13 protein-coding genes are annotated in these 13,484 nt (G+C 72.9%); 6 read left to right on the forward strand and 7 right to left on the reverse strand.

Annotation, left to right across the window (positions count from 1 at the left end):
* Positions 1-36 precede the first annotated feature (36 nt).
* Positions 37-1,146: a vWA domain-containing protein gene (locus tag ACX9TP_RS44975; protein WP_482976873.1), complete on the reverse strand. Its 1,110-nt coding sequence runs from the start codon at positions 1,144-1,146 to the stop codon at positions 37-39.
* A 123-nt stretch (positions 1,147-1,269) separates the two neighbouring features.
* Here ACX9TP_RS44975 and ACX9TP_RS44980 point away from each other — a divergent pair, with 123 nt between their 5' ends.
* Entirely contained in the window at positions 1,270-1,986 is a 717-nt protein-coding gene (locus ACX9TP_RS44980; RefSeq protein ID WP_482976874.1) for a class I SAM-dependent methyltransferase, read from the forward strand.
* 57 nt (positions 1,987-2,043) lie between these two features.
* Here the strand turns inward: ACX9TP_RS44980 and ACX9TP_RS44985 are convergent, their stop codons facing one another.
* The gene (locus ACX9TP_RS44985) at positions 2,044-2,952 is read right to left on the reverse strand and encodes an MBL fold metallo-hydrolase (RefSeq protein WP_482976875.1); all 909 of its coding nucleotides are present in this window, start codon (positions 2,950-2,952) and stop codon (positions 2,044-2,046) included.
* A gap of 83 nt (positions 2,953-3,035) precedes the next feature.
* Entirely contained in the window at positions 3,036-3,539 is a 504-nt protein-coding gene (locus ACX9TP_RS44990; protein WP_482976876.1) for a GreA/GreB family elongation factor, read from the reverse strand.
* Positions 3,540-3,665: 126 nt separating this feature from the next.
* Here ACX9TP_RS44990 and ACX9TP_RS44995 point away from each other — a divergent pair, with 126 nt between their 5' ends.
* Positions 3,666-4,001, forward strand: coding sequence for a PilZ domain-containing protein (locus tag ACX9TP_RS44995; RefSeq protein WP_482976877.1), 336 nt, complete (start codon positions 3,666-3,668; stop codon positions 3,999-4,001).
* A gap of 75 nt (positions 4,002-4,076) precedes the next feature.
* Positions 4,077-4,751 (forward strand): dienelactone hydrolase family protein, encoded by a 675-nt coding sequence (locus tag ACX9TP_RS45000; RefSeq protein WP_482976878.1) that lies wholly within the window; start codon positions 4,077-4,079, stop codon positions 4,749-4,751.
* 31 nt (positions 4,752-4,782) lie between these two features.
* Here the strand turns inward: ACX9TP_RS45000 and ACX9TP_RS45005 are convergent, their stop codons facing one another.
* From ACX9TP_RS45005 to ACX9TP_RS45020, 4 genes are all read right to left on the reverse strand, one after another.
* On the reverse strand, positions 4,783-5,295 hold the full coding sequence (locus ACX9TP_RS45005; RefSeq protein ID WP_482976879.1) for a hypothetical protein: 513 nt from the start codon (positions 5,293-5,295) through the stop codon (positions 4,783-4,785).
* Between the two features lie 725 nt (positions 5,296-6,020).
* Complete coding sequence (locus ACX9TP_RS45010; protein ID WP_482976880.1) at positions 6,021-8,735, reverse strand: lipoprotein N-acyltransferase Lnb domain-containing protein; 2,715 nt, start codon at positions 8,733-8,735, stop codon at positions 6,021-6,023.
* A gap of 110 nt (positions 8,736-8,845) precedes the next feature.
* Positions 8,846-9,766: a hypothetical protein gene (locus ACX9TP_RS45015; RefSeq protein WP_482976881.1), complete on the reverse strand. Its 921-nt coding sequence runs from the start codon at positions 9,764-9,766 to the stop codon at positions 8,846-8,848.
* A gap of 70 nt (positions 9,767-9,836) precedes the next feature.
* Entirely contained in the window at positions 9,837-10,217 is a 381-nt protein-coding gene (locus ACX9TP_RS45020) for a hypothetical protein (RefSeq protein ID WP_482976882.1), read from the reverse strand.
* Between the two features lie 255 nt (positions 10,218-10,472).
* Between ACX9TP_RS45020 and ACX9TP_RS45025 the strand changes: the two genes are divergently transcribed.
* The 3 genes from ACX9TP_RS45025 to ACX9TP_RS45035 all read left to right on the forward strand — a co-directional run bounded on the left by ACX9TP_RS45025 (position 10,473) and on the right by ACX9TP_RS45035 (position 13,469).
* Complete coding sequence (locus ACX9TP_RS45025; protein WP_482976883.1) at positions 10,473-10,823, forward strand: hypothetical protein; 351 nt, start codon at positions 10,473-10,475, stop codon at positions 10,821-10,823.
* Between the two features lie 336 nt (positions 10,824-11,159).
* The gene (locus tag ACX9TP_RS45030; RefSeq protein ID WP_482976884.1) at positions 11,160-12,284 is read left to right on the forward strand and encodes a LuxR C-terminal-related transcriptional regulator; all 1,125 of its coding nucleotides are present in this window, start codon (positions 11,160-11,162) and stop codon (positions 12,282-12,284) included.
* A 21-nt stretch (positions 12,285-12,305) separates the two neighbouring features.
* Positions 12,306-13,469, forward strand: coding sequence for a metallophosphoesterase (locus tag ACX9TP_RS45035; RefSeq protein WP_482976885.1), 1,164 nt, complete (start codon positions 12,306-12,308; stop codon positions 13,467-13,469).
* Positions 13,470-13,484 lie beyond the last annotated feature (15 nt).

A 13,484-nucleotide genomic window follows, 5' to 3' on the forward strand; every position in this document is an offset into this window, starting at 1 on the left:
CGCACGACGACAACAGAGCCGTGTCGCAGCAACACCTCACGACGCGTCCTCCTCCACGTACTCCAGCTCCACCCTCGTGCCGAGCCCCGGAACGGAATCCCCCGCGAAGAAGACCACCCGCCGCGCCGGCTCGTACGTCCATCCATCCTCCCCGCCCTGCACCGGCGTACACACCGCGTCCAGCGCCTCCGCCGGCTGCGCCTCGCAGGCCGCGCGGTCCACGGACTCGCAACCCTGGAGTGCCTCCTGTGCCGTGCCACACGGGTAGCGCACGCGCACCCGGAGCGTGTCCACCCTTGGCGCCTGCTCCAGCGCGAACGTGCGCCGCAGGCCCACCGCGCTCGTCGCCAGCGTGCGCAGCGTGTCCGTGAAGTCCACGTCGCAGATGCTCCCCACCTCGCCCCCCGTCAGCGTCGCCAGCTCCGCGTAGCGCGTCCCCGGCTCCGCGCCGCACCCGTTCGCCGGCACGTCTCCGATGATGGCCGACGCCACCACCGTCCCGTCATTCCCAATCCCCTTCGCCTGCTCGAACATCCGCCAGTACGTGCGCACGTCGTGCGGCGAGCGGTCGTCCTCGTCCGTCACGAAGGCCAGGTACAGCCACGCCCCCGGACGCAGGAAGGCCACCGGGTGCGCCGTCGCGCACTCCTCGCGGCAGGCCTCCGACGCACAGCCCGACTCGCACGCCGCGCGCGCTTCCAGCACCGGCGCGTTCTCCCGCGCCTGGCGCTCCAGCACGCGGCTCGCCGCCTCCAGGCCCGCCTCGTACGCGCTGCCCTGCGTGCCCACCCTCACGCTGTCCCCAAAGGCCCGCTCCAGCCGCGGCGTGTCCGGGGCCAATACGCGCGGCTCGCCCACCAGCTCTCCCGGACGCGTGAAGATGTCCGTCGTCGCCACGCCCATCCGGAAGTCGATGCGCCCCTCGCGGAACAGCGAGATGAACGCCTGGAAGCCGAGCGCCAACGCCTCCTGCCTCGGCGCCATGGAGCCCGAATCGTCCACCACCCACAGCACGTCCACCGACGAGGCGGAGCGCTGGGCGTACGTGTCCACGTGGTAGCCCGGCGGCAGCGACGGCACGAGCCGCTCGTCACGGCAGGACACGGACAGGAGCGCCAGGAAGGCGACCACGACGGCTCGGCGCATGGGGCGTGCAGCCTAGCCCATCCTCCCCGCCTCGCGCCCCGCCCGGGCTCGCGTCGTCCACCTTCCACTTCCACCACCGCGCCCCCCTGCTCCCACCCTGGATGCGCTACATGCGAGGGCACCATGTTCCACCGCCAAGGGCCCACCTTCCGGGAGCTGGCCGAACAGGCCCTCTCCTCCGTCGAGCGCGGGTACGACCTGCTCGCCCCCAAGTTCGACTACACGCCCTTCCGCACCCCGGACCCGGTGCTCAAGGCCGCCATCGAGCAGCTCGGACCGCCCGGCTCCGTCGGCAGCGCGCTCGACGTGTGCTGCGGCACCGGCGCCGCCATGCGCTTCCTGCGGCCCCTCGCCTGCGAGCGCGTCGTCGGCTTCGACCTCAGCCAGGGCATGCTCGAGGAGGCCAGCCGCCGCCTCTCCGGCGCTCCCGGTGACGCGCGCTTCGAGTTCATCCGCGGCGACGCGCTGGAGCTCCCGTTCCACAGCGAGTTCGACGTCGTCACCAGCTTCGGCGCCTTCGGCCACATCCTGGAGGAGGACGAGCCCCGGCTGGTGCGCGGCATCGCCCGGGCACTGCGCCCCGGCGGCCGCTTCGTCTTCGTCACGTCCCATCCGCCCTCGAAGCTCCACCCGGGCTTCTGGCTGGCCAAGGGCTTCAACGCGGCCATGCGCGTGCGCAACGCGCTCTGGCGGCCACCGTTCGTCATGTACTACCTGACGTTCCTGGTGCCGCGCGCCCGCGCCCTGCTGGAGGCGGAGGGCTTCACCGTCGAGGTGCGCGACGGCATCCTCCCCGAGCCCTTCACGCCGCTCAGCACCGTCATCGCCACGCGGAAATGAAACGGGGCCCGCCGCGCGTCGCGGCCGGGCCCCGGGCACAACAGGCGCCGCCGCCGACTACGGCGTGGGCGCGCTCACCTTCTTGGCGCTCTTCTCCAGGCTGGTGAACACCGTCTCCAGCCACATGTCCTGGTTGACGTAGCCGGCGCCCCAGGGCTTGAACTTCTCCGGCAGGCCCTCGGCCTTCACCTGCGCCAGCGTCTTGCCCGCCTCGCGCTTCGTGCGCACCAGCTGCACGGACTCGCGGATGGCCGCCACGAAGCTCTCCAGCTCCGCGCGGCCCGCCAGCGGACCGTGGCCCGGGATGATCTTCGCGCCCTGGGGCAGCGTCGCCAGCACCTTCTCGATGTTGGCCAGGTAGCCCTCCACCGAGCCGCCGCCATTCAGGTCGATGAACGGGAAGGCGCCCACGAAGAACTGGTCGCCCATGTGCAGCACGTTGGAGCCCACGAAGTACACCAGCGAGTCGCCGTCCGTGTGGCCCGCGGGCAGGTGCGTCAGGCGAATCTCCTCGCCGTTGAAGTAGAGGGACATGCCCGTGTCGTAGGTGATGACCGGCAGGGCCTCCTTCCTGGCGGGAGGAATCTTGCCCATCGCCCCCATGTCGATGCCGGCAAGCAGGCGCGTGCGCACCTCGCGCTGCGCGACGATGCGGCCCTCGCGGCCGAACACGCCGTTACCGCCCGTGTGGTCGAAGTGGTAGTGCGTGTTCAGCACGTACGAAATCTTCGCCTTGCTCAGCTTGTCGAGGGCCTTGTTGATTTTCGGGGCCAGCACCTCGAACTGGTCGTCGACGATGAGCAGGCCGTCCGGGCCCACCGACACGCCGATGTTGCCGCCCGCGCCCGTCAGCATGTGCACGTTGCCGGCGACGGGCTCGCTCGTCACGTTCGCCTTCGCGGGGTCCGGAAGCTGCGCCAGCGCCACCGAGGGAATCGCCACCAGGACGGCCAGGAGACTTCTCATTTATAGGCTCCACGAAGCAGGAATCGACGGTCGCGCAACATAACCGGAGGCGCGCCACCCCACCTGCTTTTGTGCGCCCCCGCTCACGTCACGTAGTCCACTCCCGTCACCGTGTACTCCACCGCGCCGCGCGGCCGCTCCACCAGCACGGACTCGCCCACCTCCTTGCCCAGGAGCGCTCGCGCCAGCGGCGACTCCACGCTCAGCCGCCCCGCCTTCACGTCCGCCTCGTCCGGCCCGACGATGCGGTAGCGCGCCCAGCTTCCATCCTCGTCCTCCAGCTCCACCCACGCGCCGAAGAAGACGCGGCCCTCCTGCGCGCCGTCCGGCTCCACGACGCGCACCTCCTCCAGCACCGCCGCCAGCTCGCGCGCGCGCCGCTCCCGCTCCTTGCGCCGCGTGCCCAATTCCAGCGGCGTCAGCCCCTGCGCGCCGGGGTCCGGCCCCTGCGTGGCGAGCAACTCCGCCTGCAGCGCCCGGTAGCCCTCCGGGGTGATGTAGCGCTTCTCCCCCGACGCCGGACGAGGCCGCGCGGGCACCAGCCCCTCGTCCCCGCCCGAGTCCTCCTTGGTGAATGCCTTCGACATGCCTGCCTCCACCCTCGAAAGATTCTTCAGTCCTTCCAGGGATTTGTAGCCCCTGCCAGGGACGCCTGCCCGTCCAGTGGGCGGCCCTCTTTTCCGTTTAATGTGAAAAATGGCAGAATCACGGCCATGCCCCTGCCACGCAATCTCCCCCGATTCGCGCACCGGCTCACCGTCCGCCTGCGCGGGATGTTGCCTGTCTACACGCACGACGTGTCCGAGGGCGGCTTCTGCGCGGACATGCTCCAGCCGCTGAAGCCAGGCACGCCGATAGAAGGCTCCATCGCCGTGGGCGAGTCGGAGGTGCCCTTCCAGGGGGAAGTGGTGTGGACGCGGCGCGCGGCGGGTGAGCGCGTGCGGGGCCGCTACGGCGTGCGCTTCACGCACGTCACCGAGGAGTTCCGCCGCCGCCTCCAGGAGTACCGGAAGATGCAGGGCAAGCGGCTCGTGCGCTGGTTCACCTGAGCCGCCCTTTCCCCTGCTCCGGGCCGGAGCCCGTGGGTACGCTGCGCCCTTTCGTTATCCTCGAAGGGGTGTGCGATGGCAGGGCAGACGAAGCTGACGGACACGCGGGGCCAGGAGCTGGCCGGCCAGCTCAGCGAGGCTCCCGGCGGCGGGGCGCGCGGCGCGGTGGTGCTCATCCACGAGTGGTGGGGCCTCAACGCGCACATCCGCGGCATCGCGGACCGGCTGTCGCGCGAGGGCTTCACCGTCTTCGCCGTGGACCTCTACGGCGGCCGCGTGGCGAAGGACGCGAAGGAGGCCGAGCAGCTGATGAACGCGCTGGACTGGGGCAGGGCCGCCGCGGACCTGCGCGCCGCCACCGAGGCGCTGCGCCAGCGGGCTCCGGGCACGAAGGTGGCCATCATGGGCTTCTGCATGGGCGGCGCGCTGACGTTGCTCGCCGCCGCGAATGACCCGGGGCTCGACGCGGCCGTGCCCTTCTACGGCATTCCGCCCGAGCAGGGCGCGGACGTGTCCCGCATCCGCGCGCCCGTGCTCGGCCACTTCGCGCGGCAGGACGACTGGTGCACGCCGGAGCGCGTGGATGCGCTGGAGAAGACGCTGAAGGGCGCCCACGTCCCGGTGGAAATCCACCGCTATGACGCCGGCCACGCCTTCTTCAACGACACGCGCCCGGAGGTCTACTCGCGAGACAACGCCGAGACGGCGTGGAAGCGCACCGTGGGCTTCCTCCACGCGAAGCTCGGCTGAGCACACGCGTGGAGGGGAAAACAGCGCCGGCTCAGGTACCGGCGCTGGGCCCCGTCGGGGCGGCGGGCGAGGCCGGAGCGCCCGGCGTCTCGGGGTTGGCAGGCGTCTCCGGCGAGGTCGGCGTCTCAGGGTTGGCCGGCGTCTCCTGCATGGAGGGCGCTTCCGGCGTCGAGGGCATGCCCTCCGGCGCGGGCGACTGCCCCGAGGGCATGAGCTGCAGGCGGTAGCTCCTCACGCCAGCGGGCAGCACCACCTCCATCAGCGGGTTCTCCTTCAGCAGCTCCGGCGCCACCTGGAACGTCACCAGGCCTTCCGCGTCGGTGATGGCCGACAGGCGCGTGCGGTTGTCGCCGGCCAGCACCCGGGCGCCCGGCACGGGCCTGTTCGTCTCCGCGTCCAGCACGCGCAGCGCCACCGTCTGCCCCGCCACGCTGGCGTTGGGGCCCGGCGCGACCACGTCCCGGTAGTAGGGGCGCAGGGTGCAGGCGGACAGGAGGGCGGTCGAAGCCAGGACGGCGGTCAGCAGCGTGCGGCGAAGGCTCATGGGCGTTTCCGTGCGGGATGGGAGGGGGTGCAGCCGGGCGCGGCAGCATATCCGCAACCCACCGGCCCGCCAGGACCATGCCCATCTTCCCCTTGCACTGTCGGGAGGCGGGCACCGCAGCCGTATTCCGGAGAGAGTGCACCAGGGCTCGCAGGGAGGCCCGCCCATCGGTGCGCCGGGCAGCCCTTCCTTGTTCCCGCCACCGTCCCAACCTCAAGGGCATCCAGCGTTGCCCTCACCCTGTCTCACGGGAGCTTCGACGCACATGCCTGAATTCATCAAGCCCGACGCGGGCGCGACGCCGCCCCCCCACTACGAGTTCGTCCGCTCCGAGCTGCCCCCGGGCGTCACCATGAAGCCCGAGCAGGTCGTCCTCAAGCAGCGCATCTTCGTCGGCAGCGTCCTGACGATGTTCATCGCCAGCTTCGTCACCTTCTGGATTCCCCTCTTCAACGGGCTGCTCGGAGGCGCCTTCGGCGGCTACCACGCGGGCCGCCTGAAGCGCGCGCTCGCGGCGGCCGCGGTGAACTCCGTCGCGGTGCCGGGCGTGCTCTTCCTCCTCTACTTCTTCAGCCACCAGGACTCGTCGCGCTTCTTCTACGGGCTGGGCTTCCAGGGCTTCGTGGTGCTCCACGTCATCGGCACCTTCATCGGCGCGGTGGCGGGCGCGGCCAGCCGCCCGCTGGCGACCGGAGACCTCCTGCGGCGGCACGAGCCGCTCGCCGTCAGCGCATCTCGAGGCCCAGTGCCAGGCGCCGCTCCAACGAGCCGTCCAGCCAGGTCGACGGAGACAGTGACTCGCGATGAAGCGCAGGCGCGACTGAGCCCTCCCAGCGGACCCAGGCGCGGGGAGTGAGCAGCACGCCGAAGGGCCCCGCCCGCCCCAGCCACCACTCCACCTGGAGTGAGGCCCCCGCCTCGTGCGTGACGTGCTCGTCGCCCACGCGCCAGGTGGGGGCATACGCCGCCTCCAGCCGCACCGCATTGGCCCCCGAGCCGGGCAGCCCCGTGCGGTGCGCCACCGAGAGGCGCGGTCCCGCCGCCGGAGCCAGCGCGGCCTGGCTCCAGTGCATCGTGGCCAGTGCGCCCACGCCCACCGCCGTGAAGCTGGAGAAGCGCTCGTTCTCATCCAGCACCATGAGCGCCTCCGCCTGCACCGAGGCCCGGTGCGGCAGCGAGCGCACCGGGGCCGACGTCACGCGCGCCTCCGCGCCCCAGCCCAGCGAGTCCCAGGTGGAATCGCGGAACTGCGGCAGCTCGCGCAGCAGCGTGCGATAGCCCACCAGCGTCAGCTCCGAGGCCAGCAGCCGGGGCACGCCCCAGCGCGGCTCCAGGGAGAGCTCTCCGTCCAGCACGCGCAGCTCGCTGCTCGGCTGGAAGCCGTGGAGGCGCGCGTCGCCGAGCGCCTCGGCCATGCCCGCGGTGCGCACGCTCACCACCGGCCTGGCGCCCCCGGCGTCCGGGAAGTCCACGCCCAGGCTCACCACCGTGCGCCCCGCGCCCGAGTCCCGCAGGGCGCCGTCCGCCCAGGCGGTCTCCGCTTCCACCTTGCGACGGCGGTCCTCGCCCAGGAAGGCCACCGGGTCCACCTCCGCCAGCACACCGTCGTTGAGCGCGCCCTGCACCTCCGTGGCCCGGGTGAAGGCGGCCTCGGTGCGCTCGGCCCGGACCAGGATGCGCAGCTCCTCCGGCGTGGCCCTGCGGCGCGGCGCGGTGGCGAGCGCCTCCTGCAACAACGTGGTGCGGTCCAGCACGGAGAGCTTGCGCTGCAGGGCGTCCTCGTTCTCGAAGATGCGCTGGCGCTCACGCACGCCCGCCGCCGCCGAGCCCGGCACCGGCACCCTCACCGCGAGGAGCTGCTCACGCTCGATACCCAGGCGCTCGCCCTCCGCGCGGTCCACGGCCGCGCGCTCCACGCGCACCGCGTGGGCCACGTAGGCGTGCAGCTGGTTTCGCACCGGCGCGTGCGCGTGGGGCGACGCGGAGGCGAGCAGGGCCCGCACCACCTCCGGCAGCGCGTCCCAGGCCTCGCGGCGCACGTCGGGCTCGGGCGACTGGAGCTTCGCGTGAAGCTCCCGGAGCCGCGCGTACCCGGCGCTGTCCACGTGCCCGGCCAGGGTGGACAGGGCGTCCTCGCGCGCCGCGTGCGAGCGCAGCGCGCGGTCCCCGGTGGACTCGAAGGCGTCCGGGATGTGCTCCAGCAGCGGCCCGGCGCGGCCGTCCTGGCCCACCACCTCCACCCGGGCCAGGGCGTCCAGCGTGGCCGTGGGCAGCACCCAGAACGTGCCGGGCGTGCGCACCCGCCGCCCGCCCTCCATCGCTCCGTTGAGGAGGAAGATGAGCGCGCTCGCGCAGTTGTCGGTGAAGAAGTAGTAGCCCATGTAGCCGCGGCGCTCGAGCTCCCAGACGCGCTCCAGCATCCGCGCCTCCTCGCCGCGCGTGAGGCGCAGGCGGAAGCGGCGGATGGAGCGCTGCTCCAGCTCCAGCGCCTCGTGGGACAAATCGCCCATCGTCCCCGTGAGGAAGACGGTGTCGTAGCCGCCCGTCATCCCCTTCACCACGTAGCCCAGCCCCCTGGACTCCATGCCGGTGAGCGCCACCAGCTGCACCACGCGCTCGAAGGTGGGGCCGCGAGGCACCGCGCCCTCGTGCCACACCGGGCGCAGCAGCATGTGGCCGAAGAGGGACTCCGGCTGGCGGCCGGTGGAGGCCACCAGCAGCACCTCGAAGTGCGACAGGGACTCCAGCTCCGCCCAGGCCTCGAAGGTCGGGCAGCTCCCCCGCGCCGGCAGCGTGCCGAGGCCGGAGGACTCGACCTGCTCCGCCAGCGCGCGGGCCTTGGAGAACTCCTGGCAGCGGACCTGGTCGTCCACGGGCAGCGCGTCAGCGCGCAGGGACTCGGCGGGGACGAGCAGCTCCTCCGCGAAGGTGACGAGGTCCAGCGAGGCGCTCCGCTGTCCCAGGGCGCGGCTGAAGGCGCCCGCGTAGGTGAGGCGGGCCTCCTCCTTCCACACCAGCGGCCGCTCGAAGGGCTTCTGCCAGCCCGAGAGCCGGCGCCACAGCGGCGTGCCGCTCCAGCCGCGGTCATCGTCCCAGCGCTGCACCACCGCGTGCACCACCGCGCGGCGGCGCCACAGCTGCTCCGACTCCGCGTCCGTCAGCCGGGACAGCCGCAGCGTGGCGCGGTGCTCGTTGGACGGTGCGTAGCGGTAGAGGTGGAAGCGCGCCCGGCCCTCCGTCCAGTCGGGCCGCTCCGGGGTGCCGTCACCGAGCCCCAGGGGCGCCGGCTCCTCGTGCAGCACCAGCTCCAGCGGGCCGCCGGGGAGGCGGCGCATCGCGGGCGGCAGGGCCTGGAGCCCCGCCTCCACCTCCGTCACCAGCGCCGCGTCCCGGGCCGCCGCGTCCCGCAGCACCACGCCGGAGCGCTCCAGTGCGCGCACCCGCGCGGGGAGGTCCTCCTCCGCGGCAGCGGGCGGCCGTGGCGAAGGCAGGCCTGGCGCGGCGACCGGAAGCGCGCAGACCAGGCCGAGCACCCAGGCCGCGTGGCGACTCAACGCGCCACCTCCGCCGTCTCCGCTCCTCCCGGCGCGGAGAGGAGGAAGGCACGGCGGTCCTCGTCCAGCCGCGGGTCGGCGCTGGCCAGCTCCCCCACGCGCTCCATCCACGCGAGCGCCCGCGCGGGCGTGAGGGTGCGCGCGTCCGCCATCGCCAGCAGCTCCTGCCGGTGCGCCCGCAGCACGCGGCCGAAGGCCCCCAGGTTCTCCCGGCGGATGTGCGCCGCCGCCGCCAGGTCCTCCACCGTGGGACCCGCCCCCAGCGCCAGGTCCTCGCGGAGCTGGTGCGTGCGCGAGCGCAGGTACACCTGCGCCGTGCGGCCCATCTCCTTCGGCGACACGCCCCGACGGCGCTCCGCCGCCGCGTACGCCTGCCAGATGACCACGCCCAGGCCCACCACCACCACGCCCACCGTCACCGCCGACACCACGTTGTCGTTGTTGCTCTGGCTGCTGTTGTCGGAGTTCGAGCGCGACGCCTCGCCCTCCGCCTTCTGCGTCCCGCTGGAGCCCTCGCTGGAGCCACCCTCCTCGGAGCTGCGCGAGGTCCGCTCACTGGCGCCACTGCGGCTCTCACTGGAGCCGCCCGCCTCCGAGCTCTTCGAGTCGGCGCTGTTGCCGTCGCTGGAGCCGCCCGCCTCCGAGCTCTTCGACTCCGAGCTGTTGCCGTCGCTGGAGCCTCCGGACTCCGAGCTGTTGCCGTCGCTGGAGCCACCCGAGTCCGACTTGCTGGAGTCACCCTGGCTCGAGTTGCCCGAGCCCGAGTCCGACCCCTGGCTGGAGTCGCCGGAAGCCGAGGCGCCCGTGTCCGAGGCGCTCATGCCCCGTGAGCCCATGGCCGCGGGCGTCCTGCAGCCGGAGACCGCCATCACCACGGCCATGCACAGCGCGCACTTCGCGGAGCTCTTCGTCTTCATCCCACACCCCTTTGGATGTCCGTTCGTTTCCGCGCGGCCCGGCCGGCGCACGGTCATGCCTGGTGCGTGCTCAGTGCGCCGCGTGCGCCTCCAGCGCGGCCTCGAGGTCCTTGCGCAGCAGTGGGTCCTCGCGCACCAGCGAGCCCACGCGCTGTATCAACTCCAGCGAGCGCGCCGGAGTGAGGGTGCGTGCATCCGCCAGCGCCAGCAGCTCGTCCCGGTGGGACCGCAGCAGCATCCCGAAGAGCGGCACGTGCTCCCGACGCAGCATCACCACCGAGGCCAGCGCCTCCACCGTGGGGCCCATGCCCCGCATCACGTCCTCGCGGAACCGGCCGAGGTGGAGGCGCAGGTACTCATGCGACAGGCGCGCGGCGCGCGCCAGGTGGGGAGCGACTCCGATGACGGCGGAATTCCAATCACTCCCCATCTGACCTCCCTTCGAGAGCACGTCCTCCCTAATTGCGTTTGTTCACTCGTTGCGGATCGCCTCCCGTAGCCAGTCGCGTGCCGGAGGCGGGGAGGGAGCGGTTTCGCGGCCTTGGACGACGACGCCGCGCGGCAAGGCGCGAAGCCCGCTTGTCGGAAGTGCGTTGCCGGCTACGCGCCAGGGGGTCGGCGGAGCGCTTCGCCAGGAAAACCCACGCGCTTGGATTCGGGGGGGTGCGACGTCACCCTTCCTCCAGGTACTTCGTGGAGTCATGTCATGACCCTGGGACTCTCCATCCTCGGACTCTTCAGCGCGCTGCTGGCCCTGGCCGTGCTCTTCCCCCCCGGAGAGCCGAGCTGGTTCGGCTTCGGGGTGCTGGCGGCGGCCCTCTTCTCGCTCGGCGCCGCGTTCAGCCGGCCCCACCTGCGCACCGCCGCGCCATGGACTGTCGGCGCGGCGCTCTGCATCTGGGCACTGGTCGGCCTGGGGACCGCTGACGTCAGCGCGTGGATTGGCTGGGCGACGCTCGCGTTCGGCCTGGCGTACCTGGGGCTCGGCTCGCTGCACTTCATCCAGAGGGTGGTGCCGACCCAGCGCCTCCCACGCTTCCTGCGTCCCGTCACGTGACGCGGCGCCCGGAGGCCCGCGCATGCCGCCGACCGACTGCTGGAAGGCCCGCCGCCACGCGCGCCACCGCTCGGCGGGCAACGGAACAGCGCGCCGGGCACCCGGAGGTCGAGTACCCGGCGCGCGCTCACGCACCACGGTAGCGGCCCTCCCCCCCGGGAGCCGACTCGCTGAGTCTCAGGGCAATGTGTTCACAGGTCCATACGGGAAACCCGTCGGGTCGGATTCCACCCCCCGGGGGCATGGACCCACCAGACGTCAGGACCCGGACGCTTGGGCGACCTCGGGGTCCGCCCGTGACGGCCACCCTGCCCTTGGGGGTATACTCCGTTAATCTTGATCCGTTTGAATTCCGAGGAGCAGGGGCTGCTGGCGGACCTGGAGGTCCTGGTCGCGGAGGCCGAACCCAGCGCGGAGTCTCTCCCATCGGTGCTGGGGGCCCTGCGCGAGGTGTTGAAGGCCGAGCGCGCGGTGGCGTACGGGGTGGATGTAGGCCCCGGCCGCAACAACGCCAGCTACTCGCATTGCCAGGGCTTCACCCTCCCGGCGGCGACGGTCCACGGCGTGCTCGACGGCTCCATCTCCGCGGTGGGTGACCCGTGGGGTTGGTTCGATCCCGCCCGCCCCGAGCCGGCGCAGCGCAACCGCGCGCTGCACTTCCGCTCGCTGGCGGAGACGGAGGCGCAGCGGATGCCGCTGCCGGACCTGCCCGCGGGTGAGGTGGGGCGCCGGCTGGGCCTGAGCGAGGGCGAGCTGGAGGCGGTGCGTGAGCGCGCGCTGGCCCGCTCCGGCGCGGTGTTCCGGCAGCTGGGCGTGGAGAACATGGCCTGGCTGCGCACGCTGGTGTGCGAGGGCCCGGCGCTGCTCGGCTGGGTGGGCCTGGGCCGCGAGGAGCCCTTCACCGAGCGCGAGCAGCGGCTGCTCCAGGCGCTGACGCCGGCCCTGCAGCGGCGGCTGACGATGGAGGCGCGGCTGCGCGAGTCGGGGCTGATGTCCACCGCGCTGGAGGTGGCGATGGAGGCGCTCGGGCGCGCGGCCTGGGTGGTCAGCTCCAGCGGCCGGGTGGTGCACGCCAACGCCGCCGGGCGCATCCGGCTGGAGCGCGGCGAGCCGGAGTTGATGGAGCAGCTCAAGCACGGCGCCCAGGGCGTTCCCTGCTCCGGCCCGCTGACGCTCACCCCGCTGCGCACGCCCGGGCTGCCGTCGCACTACCTGGCCATCGACACCGGCACCGCGTCCAGCGCCGCCGCGCGCGTGCAGGCGCTGTCCGCGCGCTGGTCGCTCACGGCGCGCGAGTCGGAGGTGCTCACCCACATCGTCCAGGGCGAGACGAACAAGTCCATCGCCGGGCGGCTGGGGTGCGCGGAGCGCACGGTGGAGGTCCACGTGACGCATCTGCTGAGCAAGGCCCAGGTGGAGAGCCGTTCGGCCCTCATCGCCCGTTTCTTCCAGACCTCCTGAGTTGCCATTTCCAAGCCTAGGATGGGCGCCGTGAACGATACGCGCGACGCCCGCATCCACGCATCCTTCGCCCGAGCCGCGGAAGCCGTGGAGCGGGGCCCCCACTCCACGCCCGCCGAGGGACGGCCCCGGAGGCGGAGGCTCGTCATGGGGGACCCGCAGGCGGACCTGGAGCGCGTGCTGGCCATCCTCGCGCACCAAGACGCGCTGGGAACCGACGGCTGGCTGCGGCCCGACGTGATGCTCGTCTCGGTGGGCGACCACTTCGACTGGGGCAAGCCGTATGAGCGCGAGGCCGGGGCCATCAGCGCCCTGTCCCTGGTGGCGTGGCTGGCCGCGCACCCGGCGGACCAGGTGGTGATGATTCTGGGCAACCATGACCTCGGCCGCGTGGGGGAGCTGGGGGGCTTCACGGACGCGACGTTCGCCGCCGCGCAGGCGCAAGCCGACCGCGTCTACCAGGCGGGACACACCGACGAGGCGGCGGAGCGCGAGTTCCTCGCCCGCTGGCCGCGGGTGCCCACGGCGGAGCTGGTGGCGCGCGACTTCGGCAACTTCCGCGAGGCGCAGCGCACGTGGGTGGAGCACCTGTTGCGCGTGCGGCGCTTCCGCACGGCGTACGCGGCCGGGTCCGGGCTGCTGGTGCTGCACGCGGGCGTCACCCACGAGGACCTGGACGTGACGGGCCTGCCGCCGTCGCGACGGGCGGATGCGGGCGCGGTGGCGTCCGCGCTGAACGGGGCGGTGGACGCGGCGGTGGAGGCGTGGACGGGAGGGCCGCTGTCCGTGCCGGGCCTGCACCGTCCCGGCGACGCGGCCTTCGGGGAAGGCGTGGGCATCTTCTACCACCGCCCCAGCCTGAAGCCGGAGGACGCCGAGCGCGTGCGGGGGACACCTCGCCGGCGCTTCGACCCGAGGCGGCTCCCCGCCGGGCTGACGCAGGTGGTGGGGCACACGCGAGACAAGCGCAGCCGCGAGCTGCTGGGCATCTCCACCGCGGAGGCGCGCGACGGGGTGGTGCGCCACCTCGTCACGGATGGGACGCGCGTGGACTACGCGCACGGCGCGCCGCCGCCACCGAGGCCGGAGGCGGCGGTGCTCGTCTTCACCGACGGCGGCATGCGCGAGTGCCCGCCCGGGGAGTACGAGCTGTTCGACCTGAACACCCGCGCCCCCACGCGCTGAGCGCGCCGCCCGCGC

The organism is Pyxidicoccus sp. M15, assembly GCF_056858435.1.

What these genes read in the sequence shown, in the direction of transcription:
- ACX9TP_RS44975 (WP_482976873.1), bottom strand. Translation starts at nt 1,146, where the DNA reads ATGCGCCGAGCCGTCGTGGTCGCCTTCCTGGCGCTCCTGTCCGTGTCC.
- ACX9TP_RS44980 (WP_482976874.1), top strand. Translation starts at nt 1,270, where the DNA reads ATGTTCCACCGCCAAGGGCCCACCTTCCGGGAGCTGGCCGAACAGGCC.
- ACX9TP_RS44985 (WP_482976875.1), bottom strand. Translation starts at nt 2,952, where the DNA reads ATGAGAAGTCTCCTGGCCGTCCTGGTGGCGATTCCCTCGGTGGCGCTG.
- ACX9TP_RS44990 (WP_482976876.1), bottom strand. Translation starts at nt 3,539, where the DNA reads ATGTCGAAGGCATTCACCAAGGAGGACTCGGGCGGGGACGAGGGGCTG.
- ACX9TP_RS44995 (WP_482976877.1), top strand. Translation starts at nt 3,666, where the DNA reads ATGCCCCTGCCACGCAATCTCCCCCGATTCGCGCACCGGCTCACCGTC.
- ACX9TP_RS45000 (WP_482976878.1), top strand. Translation starts at nt 4,077, where the DNA reads ATGGCAGGGCAGACGAAGCTGACGGACACGCGGGGCCAGGAGCTGGCC.
- ACX9TP_RS45005 (WP_482976879.1), bottom strand. Translation starts at nt 5,295, where the DNA reads ATGAGCCTTCGCCGCACGCTGCTGACCGCCGTCCTGGCTTCGACCGCC.
- ACX9TP_RS45015 (WP_482976881.1), bottom strand. Translation starts at nt 9,766, where the DNA reads ATGAAGACGAAGAGCTCCGCGAAGTGCGCGCTGTGCATGGCCGTGGTG.
- ACX9TP_RS45025 (WP_482976883.1), top strand. Translation starts at nt 10,473, where the DNA reads ATGACCCTGGGACTCTCCATCCTCGGACTCTTCAGCGCGCTGCTGGCC.
- ACX9TP_RS45035 (WP_482976885.1), top strand. Translation starts at nt 12,306, where the DNA reads ATGGGCGCCGTGAACGATACGCGCGACGCCCGCATCCACGCATCCTTC.